Source organism: Actinomadura terrae, from assembly GCF_022751215.1.
Lineage (GTDB): Bacteria > Actinomycetota > Actinomycetes > Streptosporangiales > Streptosporangiaceae > Spirillospora > Spirillospora terrae.
Genome location: NZ_JAICDG010000009.1, coordinates 22643 through 39413 on the forward strand (window position 1 = coordinate 22643; position 16771 = coordinate 39413).

A 16771-nucleotide genomic window follows, 5' to 3' on the forward strand; every position below is an offset into this window, starting at 1 on the left:
AGCCGGGCGGGGGCCGTCCGTCACCCCGCCTCTCCCACGGGCCCCTTGGAACGCTCCTATAGCACATTTTTCGTCGAGCCCGCGCCATCCGGGGCCCCCACAAGGCGCGCACGGCCGGACACGACCCGGTTCCGGCCGGTGATCCACGGCACGACCTGCGACGATGTCCGGCGAATTATGCGTTAACTTCTCCTGACAACTGCCGATTCGGCATCGTGGGAGCGGCATGATGCGGCTGTGTCAGCCGTTGATGTCCTGCTCCCGGCGCGTGCGGTGTTCCATCCGGTGGTCGATCTCGGCACCGGCACCGTCGTCGCCGTGGAAACGCACGCGGGTCCGCCCGCCTCGTCCGATCCTGCGCTGCGGGTGGACCCCGCCGCGGAGGACGTGCGGCGCGCGGTGGAGGCGGCCCGAGCCACAGCGGACCTGGGCACCCCCCTTCCGCTCCAGATCGGCCTGCGAGCCGAGACCCTGACCCACGGAGACGCGTTCCTCGGCGAGCTGCACCACGGGCTCGGCGAGACGGGACGGCGTCCCCAGGAGTTCATCATCTGTGTCGCGGGCGGCTTCCCGCCGGCGGCGCGTCCGACCGTCGCCGCCGCCCTGGCCGGGCTGCGGCGGGCCGGCTACCTCGTCGGCCTGGCGGGCCTCGGCGCCGGGCACGCGCCGCTCGACCTGCTCGTGGACGGCGCGTCCTATCTGCTCAAGCTCGATCCGGAGCTGGCCCGCAGATCGCTGACCGAGCCCCGGCGCTCGGCCCTCGTGGCGAGCCTGGTCGAGCTGGCGCACCGGCTCGGCACGCACGTGCTGGCGCCCGGCCTCGCGACGCAGGACCAGGTCGTGCACCTGCGCGAGCTGGGGGTCCGGCTCGTCCAGGGGCCCGCGCTCGCCCCGCCGGAGTGGCGGCCGGGGATGCCGATCACGGTCCCCGTCGCGGCCCGCGAGGACCCGGCGCCGCCCGACCCGGGCCTCGGGCTCGGGCCGCGCGTCTCGGAGTTCACGCTCCCGGCCGTGACGCTGCCGCACACCGCGACCGCCGACGAGGTGCTGACCGCGCTGAACGCCGAGACGGGCATCACCAGCATCGTCCTGGTGGACGAGCGGCAGCGGCCCCGGTCAACGGTCGACCGGACGCGGTTCCTGCTGCGGCTGTCGGGCGCCTACGGGCACGCCCTGCACGCGCACCGTCCGGCGACCCGGCTGGCCGATCCGCCCCGTCCGGTGCCGCGCACGGTCCCGGCGGTGGCGGCGCTGCGCGCGGCCGGGAAGGAGGACGAGCGCGTCTACGACGACCTCGTCGTGGTCGACGAGGTCGGGCGCTGCCTCGGCATCGTCCGCGTCGCCGACCTCATCCGCGGCCTGTCTCCCTGAGACTCAGTCCCTGAACTCCGGGGGCGCCCCCCGAAGATCGCTGAGATCGACGAGGACGCGTCAGCCGGGCCCGGGCGGAGTGAGGTCGCCCCCCGGGCCGCCGCGCCCCCCGGCGGCCGTCTCCTGCGCGAGGATGGCCGCCTGGACCCGGCTGCGCAGCCCCAGCTTGCCCAGAATGCGGCTGACGTGGGTCTTGGTGGTCGTCTCCGCCATGTCCAGCCGCCGCGCGATCTCCCCGTTCGACAGCCCCTCTCCGAGGCAGCGGAACACCTCCCGCTCGCGCGGGGTGAGCCCCTCCAGGCCGGCTGCCCCGGGCGGCGCCGCCGGACGTCCCGCGAACGCCCCGATCAGCCTGCGGGTGACCTTCGGCGCGATGATCCCCTCCCCCGCCGCGACGGTCCGCACCGCCTCCACCAGCCGGTCGGCGTCGACGTCCTTCAGCAGGAACCCGGCGGCGCCCGCCCGCAGCGCGCCGAAGACGTACTCGTCCAGGTCGAAGGTGGTCAGCACCAGCACGTCCGCGATCCCGGCGATCTCCCGGGTGGCGCCGATCCCGTCCAGGACGGGCATCCGGACGTCCATGAGCACCACGTCGGGGCGCAGCTCGCGGGCCAGCTCGACCGCGCGGCGCCCGTCGGCGGCCTCGCCGACCACCCGCACGTCGGGCGCCGCGCCGAGGATGAGGACCAGCCCGGCCCGCACCGCCGCCTGGTCGTCGGCGACCAGCACCTCGATCATGACGTCCTCTCCTGGTCCAGCGGCAACTCCGCGTGGACCCGCCAGCGGTCCTCGTCCGGCCCGGCGGCGAACTCCCCGGCCAGCATCGCGGCCCGCTCCCGCATCCCGATCAACCCGCTGCCCGAGCCCGGCAGCCGCGACCCGGCCCGCCCGAGCGGGCTCACCACGTCGATCACGACGCGCCGCCGCCCGTACTCGACCCGGACGTCGGCCCGCCCGGGGCCCGCGTGCTTGAGCGCGTTGGTCAGCGACTCCTGGACGATCCGGTAGGCGGCCAGCTCGACCGCCGCGGGCAGCTCCGGCGCCTCGCCCGCCACCTCCAGCCGGGCCGACAGGTCCGGACGCGCCGTCCGCGCGACGAGCGGCCCGAGCTCGGCGAGCCGGGGCGCGGCGGGCGGGTCCGCCTCCGCGTCGCCGCCGTCGCGCAGCAGCCCGATCATCCGGCGCATCTCCGCGAGCCCCTGGACGCTGTTCTCCCGGATGACCTCCATCGCCCGGTCGATGCCGTCCCGGTCGAGGTCGCGCACCTTCAGCACGGCCGAGGAGTGCAGCGCGACCGCGCTCAGATGGTTGGCGATCACATCGTGCAGCTCCCGCGCCATCCGGGCCCGCTCGGCGCCGACCGCGGCCCGCCGGTCCAGCTCCGCCAGCCGCGCCACCTGCTCGGCGCGCTCCCGCTCGGCCTCGGCCTTGAACCGGTGCTCCCGGACGGCCATCGCGGTCAGCACCGGCGCCACCCACGTCACCCCGGCGAGCGCGCCGCCCAGCACCCCGAGCGACACCTGGCCGAGCGCGATCCCGGACCCGACCGCGACCAGCAGCGTGGCCGCGGACGTCGTCGCGAGCAACCACTCCGCCGTCCGGCGCGGCCCGTACAGGCACGCCGCGTACAGCACGTCCCCGTAGATGATCGCGGTGGCGAAGCTCGGGCCCATCAGCACGTCGGCGAAGTTGAACGGCGTGGCCAGCGCCAGCGTCGCCAACGGCGCCCGCCGCCGCAGCAGCAGCGCCGGGCACAGCCCGAGGAGCGGGAGGAACCGGAACTCCCGGGCCGGGTTCCAGTCGTGCGCCCACGTCGTGTACCCGTGGACCCCGATCATGAGGATGCCGCCCGCCAGCCCCGCGAGGGCGATGAACACGTCCTGGCGGGTGGTGAGTCTGCGGAGCGGCGGCACACCCCCATCTCAGCATCCCCGCGCGGGTGCCGCGTCCGACCTGGCGACGGCCCCGCGTACATCCTTCGGACGACCCGGGAAACCTCAGCTCAGAGGAGGCGCGCGGCGTCCCGGCCGTCCGACCATTGAGGCATGCTCATCGCGGTCATCGCCGGTTGCGAGATCGGCTTCTGGGTCGTCCTCGCCGCCGGACTCCTCGCCCGGTACCCGCTGCGCCTGCGCCGCACCGGCGCGGCGCTCCTGATGTGCGTCCCGCTGGTGGACGTCGTCCTGCTGACGGTCGCGGTGATCGACCTGCGCGGCGGCGCGACCGCGCGCTTCGGGCACGGCCTGTCGGCCGCCTACATCGGCTACTCGGTCGCGTTCGGCCACACCATGATCCGCTGGGCGGACGAGCGTTTCGCGCACCGCTTCGCCGGCGGCCCCCCGCCGCGCCAGAAGCCCCAGCACGGCTGGGCGCGGGCCGCCTACGAGTGGCGCGAGTTCGTCAAGGCGGTCGTCGCGACGGCCCTGTCCTGCGCGATCCTCCTGCTGATGATCGCCGTCGTGGGGGACGCGGACCGCACCGAGCAGCTCACCGGCTGGCTCACCCGCCTCGGCGTCGTCCTGGCGATCTGGTCGCTGTGGCCGATCACCTACACGCTCTGGCCGGCCAAGCCCAAGAAGGGGGCCGTCACGGGGAACCAGGCCGACCGCGCACCGCGAGGGTGACCATCGGCAGGTCGAACTCCCCCTCTGCCGTCTCCGGCGTCGCCCGCAGGTACTCGAGCAGCCGCGCCATGAGGGCCTCGCGCTCCGCCTCGTCCAGCACGAGCACATGGGAGTGGGTCCCGATGGTCGCCGCCATGGACTCGGCCGTCCGCCGCTGTGCGTGCGGGAACTCCGCCCGCTCGAACTCCGGGAAGTACTCCGTCTCCAGGAGCGGGTTCGGGCTCCCCTTCTCGAACGACACGCTGCTGCGCGCCACCCGCTTCATCTCCGCCACCCACGGCACGGTCTGGTCGTCCCTGTTCCACAGCCCGCCGAGCACGCCCCCGGGCGCGAGGACGCGGTGGATCTCCGGCAGCGCCCGGTCGAAGTCGAACCAGTGCATCGCCTGCCCGGCGACGACGGCGTCGACCGACCCGTCCTCCAGCGGGATCTCCTCGGCCCCGCCCGCCAGCGCCCGCACCCCGGGCACCCGGCGGCGCAGCTCGTCCAGCATCGCGGGGTCGGGCTCCACGGCGACGACGTCCGCCGCGTCCAGCCCGACGCGCAGCAGCACCCCGGTCAGCTTGCCCGTCCCCGCGCCGAGATCCAGCACCCGCAGCGGCGCCCGCCCCGCGACCGGCTCCAGCACCCACCGCACCGCGGCGTCCGGATAATCGGGCCGCTCCTCCGCATACGCGGCCGCGCTGTCCCCGAACGACACCGCCCGCCGCGCGATCAACGCGTACTCGAACCCCGACTCACCCATACCGCCCCACCCTCATCAGTACCGTTCGTCGCATGCGCCGCACCCAAGGGCGGCCCTCCCACGCCGTCACAGCGAGCCTAGAGCGGCTGATCTCACTGGCCGCGGAGGCGGGGCTCGACTTCTCCAAGGTCGAATCGCTCGGCGACACGGTGGTACTGCTCGCCGGCCGGTGCTGGGAGCATTCCGCGAACATCGACCTGGTCAGGAAGCAGATCCCCCGCGAACGCAGGCACACGGTCTCCGGCGTCGATCTGCGCCTCACCTCCGAACCCACAGAGCCAGTTCCCGATCTGATCGTGGTGCCGGAGCCGTTGGCGCCGGGGGCCAAGCCGTGGGCGCACGAGACCGAGCTGCTCGTGGAGGTCGTCTCCCAGCGCAACTACCGCGAGGACTACGAGGGAAAGCGGCGGCGGTACGCGCAGTCCGGAGCGCCGCAGTACCTGCTGGTCGACCCCCGGGACGGGGTGTGCGTGCTGTACACCGTGCCCCTCAAGGGCGAGGGGACCTACGACGAGATCGTGACGACGAAGTTCGGGCAGCCCGTCGAGGGCGTGCTGTGCATGGACGGCGGGCCCCTCGACACGTCGGAGTTCCTCAGGTACACCTGAGGCCGCGTCCGGCGGGCGGGACGCGGCCTTCCAGGGTGCGGGTCAGACGTTGAAGCCGAGGGCGCGGAGTTGGTCGCGGCCCTCGTCGGTGATCTTGTCGGGGCCCCACGGGGGGAGCCAGACCCAGTTGATCTTGACGTCCTTGACGAGACCCTCCAGGGCACTGTGGGCCTGGTCCTCGATCACGTCGGTGAGCGGGCAGGCGGCGCTGGTGAGCGTCATGTCCAGGGTCGCGACCTCGGCGTCGAGGTTGACGCCGTACACCAGGCCGAGGTCGACGACGTTGATGCCGAGCTCGGGGTCGACGACGTCCTTGAGCGCCTCAAGGATCTCGTCCTCCGCGGGGACGGCCGTGTCGGTGGTTTCGGTCATGATGCCTCTCCGAGAGCGCGGGCGGTCGCGTCCTTCCACGCCATCCAGGCGAGCAGGGCGCACTTGATGCGGGCGGGGTACTTGGAGACGCCGGCGAAGGCGATCGCGTCCTCCAGGACGTCCTCGTCGGGCGCGATGTCCCGGCCGCGCGACTGCATGAGCGCCAGGAACTCCTCGCCGACCGCCATGGCCTCCTTGACCGGCTTGCCGATGATCAGGTCGGCCATCACCGAGGCGCTGGCCTGGCTGATCGAGCAGCCCATGGCGTCGTAGGAGACGTCGGCGACCGTGGCGTCCTGGCCCGAGCCGTCCAGGTGGACGCGCAGCGTCACCTCGTCGCCGCAGGTCGGGTTGACGTGGTGCGCCTCGCCCTCGTACGGCTCCCGCAGCCCCTTGTGGTGGGGGTTGCGGTAGTGGTCCAGGATGACCTCCTGGTACATCGCCTCCAGCTGCATGTCGTCCTTTCGTGCCTTTCTCGCTTCAACCGGGGCGGCCGCCGCGCTGTTCCTGTTCCTCAGGCGGTGCCGAAGAACTTCTGCGCCTGGCGGACCCCGTCGGCGAGCGCGTCCACGTCGGCGAGGGTGTTGTACAGGTAGAAGGTCGCGCGGGTGGTCGCCGGGATGCCGAAGCGGCGGCAGATCGGCCACGCGCAGTGGTGCCCGACGCGGACCTCGACGCCCAGGTCGTCCAGCACCTGGCCGACGTCGTGCGGGTGGATGTCCTCGACGGTGAACGCGACGGCGCCGCCGCGGGCCTCGGTGGTGCCGGGACCGATGATCCGGACGCCGGGGATCTCGCCGAGCCGCTCCAGGGAGTAGGCGGTGAGGGTCCGCTCGTGCTCGTGGACGCGGTCCATGCCGACCTCGGCGAGGTAGTCGCACGCCGCGCCGAGCCCGATGGCCTGGGCCGTCATCGGGACGCCCGCCTCGAACCGCTGCGGCGGCGGCATGAACGTGGTCGCCTCCATGTGGACGGTCTCGATCATGGACCCGCCGGTGATGAACGGCGGCATGGTCTCCAGCAGCTCGCGGCGGCCCCACAGCACGCCGATGCCGGTCGGGCCGAGCATCTTGTGGCCCGAGAAGGCGAGGAAGTCGGCGTCCAGCTCGCGGACGTCGACCGGCTGGTGCGGGACGGACTGCGCCGCGTCCAGCAGGACGAGCGCGCCCACCGCGTGCGCGCGCGCCGCGATCACCTTGGTCGGCGGAACGGTCCCGAGCACGTTCGACTGGTGCGTCAGCGCGACGATCTTCGTGCGCTCGTTGACCAGCGTGTCGAGGTCGGACAGGTCGAGGCGGCCGTCGTCGGTGATGCCGAACCAGCGCAGGGTCGCGCCGGTGCGGCGGCACAGCTCCTGCCACGGAACGAGGTTGGCGTGGTGCTCCATCTCGGTCACCACGACCTCGTCGCCGGGGCCGACGCGGAAGCGCTCGGACTCCGCGCCGGCGGTGGCGGCGTTGCTCATCGCGTACGCGACCAGGTTGATGCCCTCGGTGGCGTTCTTGTTGAGCACGATCTCGCCGGGCGAGGCCCCGATGAACCGGGCGATCGAGGCGCGCGCGTTCTCGTACGCCTCCGTCGCCTCCTCGGCGAGCTGGTGCGCTCCCCGGTGCGGCGCGGCGTTGTAGCGCTCATAGAACTCGCGCTCGGCGTCCAGCACCCGGAGAGGCTTCTGCGACGTCGCGCCCGAGTCGAGGTACACCAGCTGGCGCCCGTCGCGGACGGTGCGCTGAAGGAGCGGGAAGTCCTTCTTCAGCTCCTCGGGCAACAGGGTCATAGCGCCACGCCCGCCTTCGCGTACTTCTCGTAGCCCTCGTTCTCCAGCTCCTCGGCCAGCTCGGGGCCACCCTCGGCGACGACGCGGCCGCCGGAGAACACGTGCACGAAGTGCGGCTTCACATACCGCAGGATGCGCGTGTAGTGGGTGATGAGCAGGACGCCGGTGCCGGCGCCGGAGGAGAAGCGGTTGACGCCCTCGGAGACGACCTTGAGCGCGTCGACGTCCAGGCCGGAGTCGGTCTCGTCCAGGACGGCGATCTTCGGCTTGAGCATCTCCAGCTGGAGGATCTCGTGCCGCTTCTTCTCGCCGCCGGAGAAGCCCTCGTTCAGGCTGCGCTGCGCGAACGCGGGGTCGATGGACAGGTCGTCCATCGCCTTCTTCATCTCCTTGGAGAACTCGCGCAGCTTCGGCGCCTCGCCGCGGACGGCGGTGACGGCCGAGCGCAGGAAGTTCGACACCGAGACGCCGGGGACCTCGACGGGGTACTGCATCGCGAGGAACAGCCCGGCGCGGGCGCGCTCGTCGACGGACATGCCGAGCACGTCCTCGCCGTCCAGCGTGACGGTGCCGGCGGTCACCTCGTACTTCGGGTGCCCGGCGACGGCGTAGGCGAGCGTCGACTTGCCGGAGCCGTTCGGCCCCATCAGCGCGTGGGTCTCACCGGCCTGCACGGTCAGGTCGACCCCGCGCAGGATCTCCTTGGTCCCGTCGGAGCCGTCGGCGACGGAGACGTGGAGGTCGCGGATCTCAAGCGTGGCCATAATGCGTGCTGTTCCTTAGTCGTCGGAGCCGAGCGAGACGTAGACGTCGCCGTCCTCGACCTTGACCTTGTAGGTGGCGACCGGCTGCGTCGCCGGCGGGTTCGTGGGCTTGCCGGTGCGCAGGTCGAAGCACGACCCGTGCAGCCAGCACTCGATGGTGCCGTCGTAGACCTCGCCCTCCGACAGCGAGACCTCGGCGTGCGAGCAGATGTCGTTGAGCGCGTACAGCTCCTCGCCGCTGCGGGCGATCGCGACCGGGGTGTCGGCGACCTCGACCGCCAGCGCCCCGTCGGCGGGCACGTCGGCGAGCGGGCACACCTTCACGTAGGTCATCGGGCCGCCCCCCGGTCGAGCTCGGCCTCGATGGCCTCCCGGACCTTCTCGCGGACCTCGGCGACCTCGATGCGCTCGATCAGCTGGCCGAGGAACCCGCGCACCACCATGCGGCGCGCCTCGTCGAAGGTGATCCCCCGGGCCTGGAGGTAGAACAGGTGCTCGTCGTCGAGCCGCCCGGACGCGGACGCGTGCCCCGCGCCGGCGACCTCGCCGGTGAGGATCTCCAGGTTCGGCACCGAGTCGACGCGCGTCCCGTCGGTGAGGACGAGGTTGCGGTTCAGCTCGTAGGTGTCGGTGCCCTCGGCCTCCGCGCGGATGATCACGTCGCCGATCCAGACGGCGTGCGCGTCCTCGTCCTGGAGGGCGCCGCGGTAGTCGACGCGGCTGCGGCAGTTCGGCACCGTGTGGTCGACCAGCAGGCGGTGCTCCAGGTGCTGCCCGCCGTCGGCGAAGTACACCCCGTACAGCTCGGCGTCGCCGCCGGGCCCGTCGTAGCCGACCGACGGGGAGATCCGCACGAGGTCGCCGCCGAGCGAGACGTTGTGCGAGACGAACCGCGCGTCGCGGCCGAGCCGGGCGTGCTGGTGGGAGACGTGGACGCTGCCGTCGGCCCAGTCCTGGAGGCTGATCACCGAGAGCCGGGCGCCGTCGCCGACGACGAACTCGACGTTGTCGGCGTAGGTCGCCGAGCCGCGGTGCGCGAGCACGACGGTCGCCTCGGCGAACGGCTCCAGGATCACGGTGGTGTGGCCGTACACGGCGGACGAGTCGTCCTCGCCGCGCAGCCGCAGGACGGTCGGCGCCGAGGCGACGGCCTCCTTCGGCACGGTCACGACCGTGGCCTGCGTGAACGACGCCCACGCCTGGGCGCTCACCCGGTCGGCGGGCACGTAGGCCTTGCCGAGGCGGGCGTCGTCGCGGCCGACCGTCTCGACGGTCACCTCCGGCGCCGCCTCGACCTCCAGCACGACCTTGCCGTGCGCCTCGGCGGTCCCGTTGTGCAGGCCGCGCAGGCGCCGCAGCGGCGTGAACCGCCACTCCTCCTCGCGGCCCGTGGGCACGTCGAAGTCGGACACCTCGTACGACGCCTTCTCGTGCAGCGTCGTCAGAGGCCTGGTGTCGAGCCCCATCAGCCGACGGCTCCTTCCATCTGAAGCTCGATGAGCCGGTTCAGCTCAAGGGCGTACTCCATCGGCAGCTCGCGCGCGATCGGCTCGACGAACCCGCGCACGATCATCGCCATCGCCTCGTCCTCGGTGAGGCCGCGGCTCATCAGGTAGAACAGCTGGTCCTCCGACACCTTGGAGACCGTGGCCTCGTGGCCCATCTCCACGTCGTCCTCGCGGACGTCCACGTAGGGGTAGGTGTCGGACCGGCTGATCTGGTCGACGAGCAGCGCGTCGCACTTGACCGTGGACTTGCTGTGCTCGGCGCCCTCCTGGATCTGCACGAGGCCCCGGTAGGACGTGCGGCCGCCGCCCCGCGCCACGGACTTGGACACGATGGTCGAGGAGGTGTTCGGCGCCGCGTGCACCATCTTGGCGCCCGCGTCCTGGTGCTGGTCCTCGCCGGCGAACGCGATCGAGAGGGTCTCGCCCTTGGCGTGCTCGCCCAGCAGGTACACCGCCGGGTACTTCATCGTGACCTTGGAGCCGATGTTGCCGTCGACCCACTCCATCGTGGCGCCCTCGTAGGCGACGGCGCGCTTGGTCACCAGGTTGTAGACGTTGTTCGACCAGTTCTGGATCGTGGTGTAGCGGACGCGGGCGTCCTTCTTCACGACGATCTCGACGACGGCCGAGTGCAGCGAGTCCGACTTGTAGATCGGAGCGGTACAACCCTCGACGTAGTGGACGTAGGAGCCCTCGTCGGCGATGATCAGCGTCCGCTCGAACTGGCCCATGTTCTCGGTGTTGATCCGGAAGTAGGCCTGGAGCGGGATCTCCACGTGCACGCCCGGCGGGACGTAGATGAACGAGCCCCCCGACCACACGGCGGTGTTCAGCGCGGCGAACTTGTTGTCGCCGACGGGGATCACCGAGCCGAAGTACTCCTGGAAGATCTCCGGGTGCTCCTTCAGGCCCGTGTCGGTGTCGAGGAAGATGACGCCCTTCTCCTCAAGGTCCTCGCGGATCTTGTGGTAGACGACCTCCGACTCGTACTGCGCGGCGACGCCGGCGATGAGGCGCTGCTTCTCCGCCTCGGGGATGCCGAGCTTGTCGTAGGTGTTCTTGATGTCCTCGGGAAGCTCCTCCCAGGACGCCGCCTGCTTCTCGGTGGAGCGGACGAAGTACTTGATGTTGTCGAAGTCGATCGCCGACAGGTCCGAGCCCCAGGTGGGCATCGGCTTCTTGGCGAACAGCCGCAGCCCCTTGAGGCGGAGGTCGAGCATCCAGTCCGGCTCGCCCTTCTTGGCCGAGATGTCGCGGACGACATCCTCGTTCAGGCCCCTCCGCGCGGAGGCGCCCGCCGCGTCGGAGTCGGCCCAGCCGAACTTGTACCTGTCGAGCCCCTCCAGTTCGGGGTGGGCAGTAGTCATAGGGACGTCCTCCCGGACTCCTCGTCGGCGTGCGATGTCTTTTCAGGGGTTTCGGGGGACGGCGTCTCGGAGGAGCGCTCCCCCGCGTCCCCCTCGCCTCCCTCGGGGGCGGTGCCGCCCGCGCCCGGCCCGCAGAGCGAGCGGGAGCTGACGTGCGTGGTGCAGATCCCGTCGCCGTGCGCGATCGTGGCCAGCCGCTGGACCGGAGTGCCCAGCAACCGGCTGAACGCCTCGGTCTCGGCCTCGCACAGCTGCGGGAACTCCGCGGCGACGTGCGCGACCGGGCAGTGGTGCTGGCACAGCTGCTCGCCCGCGCCCTGCGGCGCCTTGGCGGCCGCGGCCGCGTAGCCGTCGCCCGACAGCGCCTCGGCGAGCGTGCGGACCCGCTGCTGGGGTGAGGCCCCCTGCACGACGGGACGGTAGCGCCGTTCGAGGTCGGCGATCTGCCGCCGGGCGAACTCGGCGACCGCGTGGTCGCCCGCCCGCTCGGCGAGGAAGCGCAGGGCGCTGGTGGCGAGGTCGTCGTAGGCGTGGACGAACGCGCTGCGCCCGGCGTCGGTGATCGCGAACCACTTGGCGGGACGGCCCCGGCCGCGCCGGGCCTGCGTCCGCGCCTTGCGGACCTCGATCATGCCCTCGGCCAGCAGCGCGTCCAAGTGCCTGCGGATGGCGGCGGGCGTGAGGCCGACGCGCTCCCCTAGGCTGGACGCGGTGACCGGGCCGTGCTCCAGGATGAGCCGGGCGACACGGGCGCGGGTGTCGCGCTCGGTGTTGCCGCCCGCGTGCTGCCCCCCCGTGAGCCCGTCTCCACCGCCGTGAACAGGGATGGAACGCACGCCGGACGGCCGCGCCACGGCGGCCTCCGCGTTCGTCCGATCCTCGCTCACGTTTTTCACAACATCAGTGTGCCGTAATTCCTTCCGGCGAAACAAGGGAATCCCGATGTCGTACCTCACGCAGGCAAGCCTTACCTAACCTTGACCTTCACCGGGTGATTCTCGGCCCACGGGGCCCGGAGGGCGCGAGTTCGGGTGCGGGCCGGGCGCGGGTGATCAGCCCTCCGTCTCGGGCGGGAGCGACGGCACGGCGCCGCGCGGCAGCACGAGCACCGGGCACGGCGCCGCGCGGACGATCTTGCCGGAGCCCTCGCCGAGGAACACCTTGCGCAGCGGGCCGTCGTTGCTGGACAGGCAGGCCAGTACCTCCCCCGGCAGCATGTCGCAGGAGCCGAGGGCCGCGGTGACACCGGTCCCCACGACGGCCTCGGTCTCCACGTCGGCCTCGCCCAGGGTGCCCGCGCCGCTCACCCCGCCCGGGGCGTCCGGATCGTCGGTGAAGAGCGCGGCGGCCTGGGCCAGGCTCTCCTCCGCCTGGGCGAGCTGCCGGGCCATGAGGTCCCCCGCGTCCCGGAACCGCCCCGCGAGGCCGGGCGGGCGCAGCACCAAGGTCAGCAGCCGGATCGGCAGCCCGAGCAGCCGCGCGAGCCCCGCGGCCGAGGCGAGCGGCCCGCCCGCGTCGCGGTGCCGCCAGTAGGCGATGGTGAGCCGCTCGAACCGGGGCGGCGCCTCCTCGGCGTAGCCGCGCGGCGCGAGCAGGACGGGCACCGGCGAGCCGTGCAGCAGCTGGTCGGCGGTGCTGCCGATGGCGATCCGGCCCCGGCGGCCGCGCGGCGCGGAGCCGATCACGATCAGCCCGGCGCCGGTGTCGCGGGCGATCTCGATCAGCCCGCGCCCGCTGCCCCGGTGGGCGTGAACGCGCCGGGTCACGCCGTCCCGGAGGGAGAGCGGGTAGAGGTGGTCCACCGCCCGGTCGAGCGCGGCGTCGGCGCGTTCCCGCAGGTAGGCCACCCATTCGGCGTCGACCGACCCGGGGCCGCGGGTGCGCCAGCCGGGCGGGTGGACGTGGGCCACGGTCAGCGAGGCCCCGGCCGCCCGGACGAACCGCGACGCCAGGGCCAGCGCGTCGTCGCCGCGGTCGTCGGGCGCGTACCCGACGAGGACGCGCATGCCACCGGGCTCGCTCATGGGTTCTCCTCCCTGTCCCCGGGGGCGTTCCCGGAAGAGTTCCCGGGGTCACGGTCATCGGGGGCGCGGTTGCGGGGGGCGAGCCGCGAGTGGCGCCGCCCGTAGAGGGCGTAGGCGGCCAGCCCGACGAGCGTCCACAGCAGGAACACCACCCAGGTCACGCCGCCGAGGCCGGCCATCAGGTACACGCAGAACCCGACGCCGAGCAGCGGTGTGACCGGGTAGAACGGCGTCCGGAAGCTGCGCGGCAGATCGGGCCTGGTCCGCCGCAGCACGATCACGCCGACGCTGACCATCGCGAACGCGAACAGCGTGCCGATACTGGTGGCGTCCACGAGGCGGCCGAGCGGGACCGCGGCGGCGAGCACGGCGATGAACGCGGCGACGATGAGGGTGTTGGCGACGGGCACGGCGCGGTTCGGGCTGACCTTCTGGAACACGGGCGGGACGAGGCCGTCCCGCGACATGGCGAACAGGATGCGGGTCTGCCCGTACATGACGGTGAGGACGACGCTGGCGATCGCGACGACCGCGCCGAGCGAGAGGATCATGGACGGCCAGGAGCGCCCGGTCGCCTCGTCCAGCACCCGCGCGAGCGACGCCTCCGATCCCGACAGCTCGAACCGGGTCCAGTGCATCGCGCCGACGGCGGCGAGCCCGACGAGCACGTACACGACGGTCACGATCGCCAGCGAGAGCACGATGGCCAGCGGCAGGTCGCGCCGGGGGTTGCGGGCCTCCTCCCCGGCGGTGGACGCGGCGTCGAAGCCGATGTAGGAGAAGAACACCTTCGACCCGGCGGCACTGATCCCGGCCCAGCCCATCGGCGCGAACGGCGCCAGGTTCCCGCCCCGGAACGCGGTGAAGGCGACCGCGCAGAAGAACAGCAGCACGCCGATCTTGAGAAACACCATGATCGTGTTGGCGGCGGCGCTCTCGGACGTGCCGCGCAGGAGCAGCAGCGTCGCGATCGCCACCACGGCGACGCCGGGCAGGTTGACGACGCCGCCCTCGCCCGGCGAGCTGCTGACCGCCGCCGGCATCGTGACGTCGAGCGCGCTGCCGAAGAACTCGTTGAGGTAGGAGCCCCAGCCGACCGCGACCGCCGACACCGAGACCGCGTACTCCAGCAGCAGGCACCACCCGCACACCCACGCGACCAGCTCGCCGAGCGTCGCGTAGGCGTAGGAGTAGGACGACCCGGACACCGGGATCGTCCCGGCCAGCTCGGCGTAGGACAGGGCGGAGAACAGGGCGGTGACCGCCGCGAGCACGAACGCCAGCACGACCGCGGGTCCCGCCCTCGGCACCGCCTCGCCCAGCACGACGAAGATGCCCGTGCCGAGCGTCGCGCCGACGCTGAACAGCGTGAGCTGGAGCAGGCTCATCGAGCGCCGCAGCTCACCGCCCTCGCCCCGGCCGCCCTCGGCGACGATCCGGTCGACGGGCTTGGTCCGCAGCAGCTCCCGTACCAGCCCGCGCACAGGACCTTCCGGGGTGCCGCCCGTGGGGCTCGCGGTGGTGGTCACAGCGTGCTCTCCAGCGGCCAGGTCGCGTTCGGGGTGATGATCGTCCCGGCCGTCCCGGCCAGAATCCGCTCGCACTGGTCGAGCGTCCCGATCGCGGCCATGTCGCCGGTCCGCTCGACGAACCCGGCGGCGGCCTCGACCTTCGGCCCCATCGACCCGGCGGGGAACTCCTCGGCGCGCAGCTCGTGCGGGGTGGTGTGCCCGATGCCCTCCTGCCTGGACGTCCCGAAGTGCCGCATGACCTGCGGGACGTCGGTGAGGATCAGCAGCGCGTCCACCTCCAGCGTCTCGGCCAGGACGGACGCGGTGAGGTCCTTGTCGATCACCGCCTCGACGCCCTCCAGCCGCCCGACGTCGTTGCGGACGACCGGGATGCCCCCGCCGCCCGCGCAGACCACGACCGCCCCGCTGCGGACGAGCAGCCGGATCAGCCGGGTCTCGATCACCCGCTGCGGCCGCGGCGAGGGCACGACGCGGCGCCAACCGTCGTCGCCGTCCTGCGCGATCCTCCAGCCGTACTCGGCGGCCAGCCGCTCCGCCTCCGCGCGCGGGTAGACCTGGCCGACGAACTTGGTGGGACGCTCGAACGCCGGATCGACCGCCGACACCAGCGTCTGGTTGATCATGGCGACGACCTGGCGGCCGGGCAGCGCGTTCTGGAGGGCCTGGAGCATCCAGTAGCCGATCATCCCCTGGGTCTCGGCACCGATCGTGTCCAGCGGATAGGGGCGGGTCAGCGCGGGGTCGTTCACGCTCTCCAGCGACAGCACCCCGACCTGCGGGCCGTTGCCGTGCGTGACGATCAGCTCGTGCCGTTCGGCGAGCGGCGCCAGCGCCCGCACGGCCGTGTCCACGTTGGCTCGCTGGAGGTCGCTGTCGGGCGTGTCGCCCCGCTTGACCAGCGCGTTCCCTCCGAGCGCGACCAGTACGCGCATACCCTTCGCCCGTCCCTCCCGGCCGGCCGGACCGCCGCGCCGACCGCCTCGCCGACCGCCTCGGCCGCATGTCTCAGCCGAATGTCTCAGCCGCATGTCTCGGCCGATTGTCTCGGGCGGACTGCCGCGACGCCCCGGTCAGCCGAGCGTCGCGACCATGACCGCCTTGATCGTGTGCATCCGGTTCTCCGCCTCGTCGAACACGATCGAGGCGTCGGACTCGAAGACCTCCTCGGTCACCTCCAGCTCGTCCAGCCCGGTCCGCTGAAAGACCGCCTCCCCTACCGACGTCTCCCGGTCGTGGAAGGACGGCAGGCAGTGCATGAACCTCGCGCGCGGATTCCCCGTCGCCTCCATCACGGCCGCGTTCACCTGGTAGGGGCGGAGCAGCGCGATCCGCTCGTCCCAGATCTCCTCGGGCTCGCCCATCGACACCCAGATATCGGTGAGGACGAAGTCGGCGCCCCGGACGCCCTCTTCGACGTCCTCGCCGATGCTGATCCGCGCGCCGGTCGCGGCCGCGACCTCGCGGGCGGGCTTGACGACGGTGGCCTCGTCCGGCCAGAGCGCGCGGGGCGCGACGATCCGGACGTCCATGCCGAGCAGCGCGCCCGCCACCACGTAGGAGTTGCCCATGTTGCTGCGGGCGTCGCCCAGGTAGGCGTAGGCGATCTCGTGCGCGGGCTTGTCGCTGTGCTCGCGCATCGTAAGCATGTCGGCGAGCATCTGCGTCGGGTGCCAGTTGTCGGTCAGCCCGTTGTAGACCGGCACGCCGGAGTACTCGGCGAGCTCCTCCAGGTGCCGCTGGCTGCCGCCGCGGAACTCGATGGCGTCGAACATCCGCCCGAGGACACGCGCGGTGTCCTTGATCGACTCCTTGTGGCCGATCTGGGCGTGGCCCGGATCGAGGTAGGTGGTGTGGGCGCCCTGGTCGCGCGCCGCGACCTCGAACGCGCAGCGCGTCCTGGTCGAGGTCTTCTCGAAGATGAGCGCGATGTTCCGGCCACTCAGCCGGGGCCGCTCCGTCCCGCCGCGTTTGGCGGCCTTCAGCTCCGCCGCCAGGCCGATCAGGAAGCCGAACTCTTTCGGTGAGAAGTCCAGTTCCCGGAGAAGGCTGCGCCCCCGCAGGTTGTACGCCATGTCGCCC

General features: G+C 72.4%; 18 protein-coding genes. 3 read left to right on the forward strand and 15 right to left on the reverse strand.

Annotated features, from left to right (window positions below):
* The first annotated feature begins 237 nt into the window (after positions 1-237).
* The gene (locus K2F47_RS38040; RefSeq protein WP_242911110.1) at positions 238-1371 is read left to right on the forward strand and encodes an EAL domain-containing protein; all 1134 of its coding nucleotides are present in this window, start codon (positions 238-240) and stop codon (positions 1369-1371) included.
* Positions 1372-1431: 60 nt separating this feature from the next.
* Here the strand turns inward: K2F47_RS38040 and K2F47_RS38045 are convergent, their stop codons facing one another.
* Complete coding sequence (locus tag K2F47_RS38045; RefSeq protein WP_242911111.1) at positions 1432-2109, reverse strand: response regulator; 678 nt, start codon at positions 2107-2109, stop codon at positions 1432-1434.
* A complete protein-coding gene (locus tag K2F47_RS38050; protein WP_242911112.1) occupies positions 2106-3284 on the reverse strand; it encodes a sensor histidine kinase in 1179 nt (392 codons plus the stop codon). Before K2F47_RS38050 ends, K2F47_RS38045 begins: the two co-directional genes overlap by 4 nt.
* 132 nt (positions 3285-3416) lie before the next feature.
* On the opposite strand from K2F47_RS38050, the gene K2F47_RS38055 reads away from it, so the two are divergent.
* Positions 3417-3995, forward strand: a complete 579-nt coding sequence (locus K2F47_RS38055; RefSeq protein ID WP_242911113.1) for a hypothetical protein — start codon at positions 3417-3419, stop codon at positions 3993-3995.
* Here K2F47_RS38055 and K2F47_RS38060 read toward each other — a convergent pair.
* Positions 3958-4740 carry a class I SAM-dependent methyltransferase gene (locus tag K2F47_RS38060; protein WP_242911114.1) on the reverse strand — a complete coding sequence of 261 codons (783 nt, stop codon included), beginning with the start codon at positions 4738-4740 and terminating at the stop codon, positions 3958-3960. The genes K2F47_RS38055 and K2F47_RS38060 overlap by 38 nt on opposite strands.
* Positions 4741-4772: 32 nt before the next feature.
* On the opposite strand from K2F47_RS38060, the gene K2F47_RS38065 reads away from it, so the two are divergent.
* Positions 4773-5348 carry a Uma2 family endonuclease gene (locus K2F47_RS38065; RefSeq protein ID WP_242911115.1) on the forward strand — a complete coding sequence of 192 codons (576 nt, stop codon included), beginning with the start codon at positions 4773-4775 and terminating at the stop codon, positions 5346-5348.
* A gap of 42 nt (positions 5349-5390) precedes the next feature.
* Here the strand turns inward: K2F47_RS38065 and K2F47_RS38070 are convergent, their stop codons facing one another.
* The 12 genes from K2F47_RS38070 to argF form a co-directional block, all read right to left on the reverse strand.
* Positions 5391-5720 (reverse strand): metal-sulfur cluster assembly factor, encoded by a 330-nt coding sequence (locus K2F47_RS38070; protein WP_156216841.1) that lies wholly within the window; start codon positions 5718-5720, stop codon positions 5391-5393.
* Positions 5717-6175 (reverse strand): Fe-S cluster assembly sulfur transfer protein SufU, encoded by a 459-nt coding sequence (gene sufU, locus K2F47_RS38075; RefSeq protein ID WP_242911116.1) that lies wholly within the window; start codon positions 6173-6175, stop codon positions 5717-5719. Before sufU ends, K2F47_RS38070 begins: the two co-directional genes overlap by 4 nt.
* A 59-nt stretch (positions 6176-6234) precedes the next feature.
* A complete protein-coding gene (locus K2F47_RS38080; protein ID WP_242911117.1) occupies positions 6235-7497 on the reverse strand; it encodes a cysteine desulfurase in 1263 nt (420 codons plus the stop codon).
* Positions 7494-8261 (reverse strand): Fe-S cluster assembly ATPase SufC, encoded by a 768-nt coding sequence (gene sufC / locus K2F47_RS38085; protein ID WP_242911118.1) that lies wholly within the window; start codon positions 8259-8261, stop codon positions 7494-7496. The genes K2F47_RS38080 and sufC overlap by 4 nt, the downstream gene beginning before the upstream one ends.
* Positions 8262-8276: 15 nt before the next feature.
* Positions 8277-8594 (reverse strand): bifunctional 3-phenylpropionate/cinnamic acid dioxygenase ferredoxin subunit, encoded by a 318-nt coding sequence (locus K2F47_RS38090; protein WP_242911119.1) that lies wholly within the window; start codon positions 8592-8594, stop codon positions 8277-8279.
* Entirely contained in the window at positions 8591-9727 is a 1137-nt protein-coding gene (sufD, locus tag K2F47_RS38095; RefSeq protein WP_242911120.1) for a Fe-S cluster assembly protein SufD, read from the reverse strand. Before sufD ends, K2F47_RS38090 begins: the two co-directional genes overlap by 4 nt.
* Positions 9727-11136: a Fe-S cluster assembly protein SufB gene (gene sufB, locus K2F47_RS38100; protein WP_242911121.1), complete on the reverse strand. Its 1410-nt coding sequence runs from the start codon at positions 11134-11136 to the stop codon at positions 9727-9729. The genes sufD and sufB overlap by 1 nt, the downstream gene beginning before the upstream one ends.
* The gene (locus tag K2F47_RS38105; RefSeq protein ID WP_372491001.1) at positions 11133-11963 is read right to left on the reverse strand and encodes a helix-turn-helix transcriptional regulator; all 831 of its coding nucleotides are present in this window, start codon (positions 11961-11963) and stop codon (positions 11133-11135) included. The genes sufB and K2F47_RS38105 overlap by 4 nt, the downstream gene beginning before the upstream one ends.
* A 225-nt stretch (positions 11964-12188) precedes the next feature.
* Positions 12189-13160: a universal stress protein gene (locus K2F47_RS38110; protein WP_242911123.1), complete on the reverse strand. Its 972-nt coding sequence runs from the start codon at positions 13158-13160 to the stop codon at positions 12189-12191.
* Complete coding sequence (locus K2F47_RS38115; RefSeq protein ID WP_372490995.1) at positions 13157-14689, reverse strand: amino acid permease; 1533 nt, start codon at positions 14687-14689, stop codon at positions 13157-13159. Before K2F47_RS38115 ends, K2F47_RS38110 begins: the two co-directional genes overlap by 4 nt.
* Entirely contained in the window at positions 14686-15624 is a 939-nt protein-coding gene (locus K2F47_RS38120; RefSeq protein WP_242911124.1) for a carbamate kinase, read from the reverse strand. The genes K2F47_RS38115 and K2F47_RS38120 overlap by 4 nt, the downstream gene beginning before the upstream one ends.
* A 138-nt stretch (positions 15625-15762) precedes the next feature.
* The gene (argF, locus tag K2F47_RS38125; RefSeq protein ID WP_242911125.1) at positions 15763-16764 is read right to left on the reverse strand and encodes an ornithine carbamoyltransferase; all 1002 of its coding nucleotides are present in this window, start codon (positions 16762-16764) and stop codon (positions 15763-15765) included.
* Positions 16765-16771 lie beyond the last annotated feature (7 nt).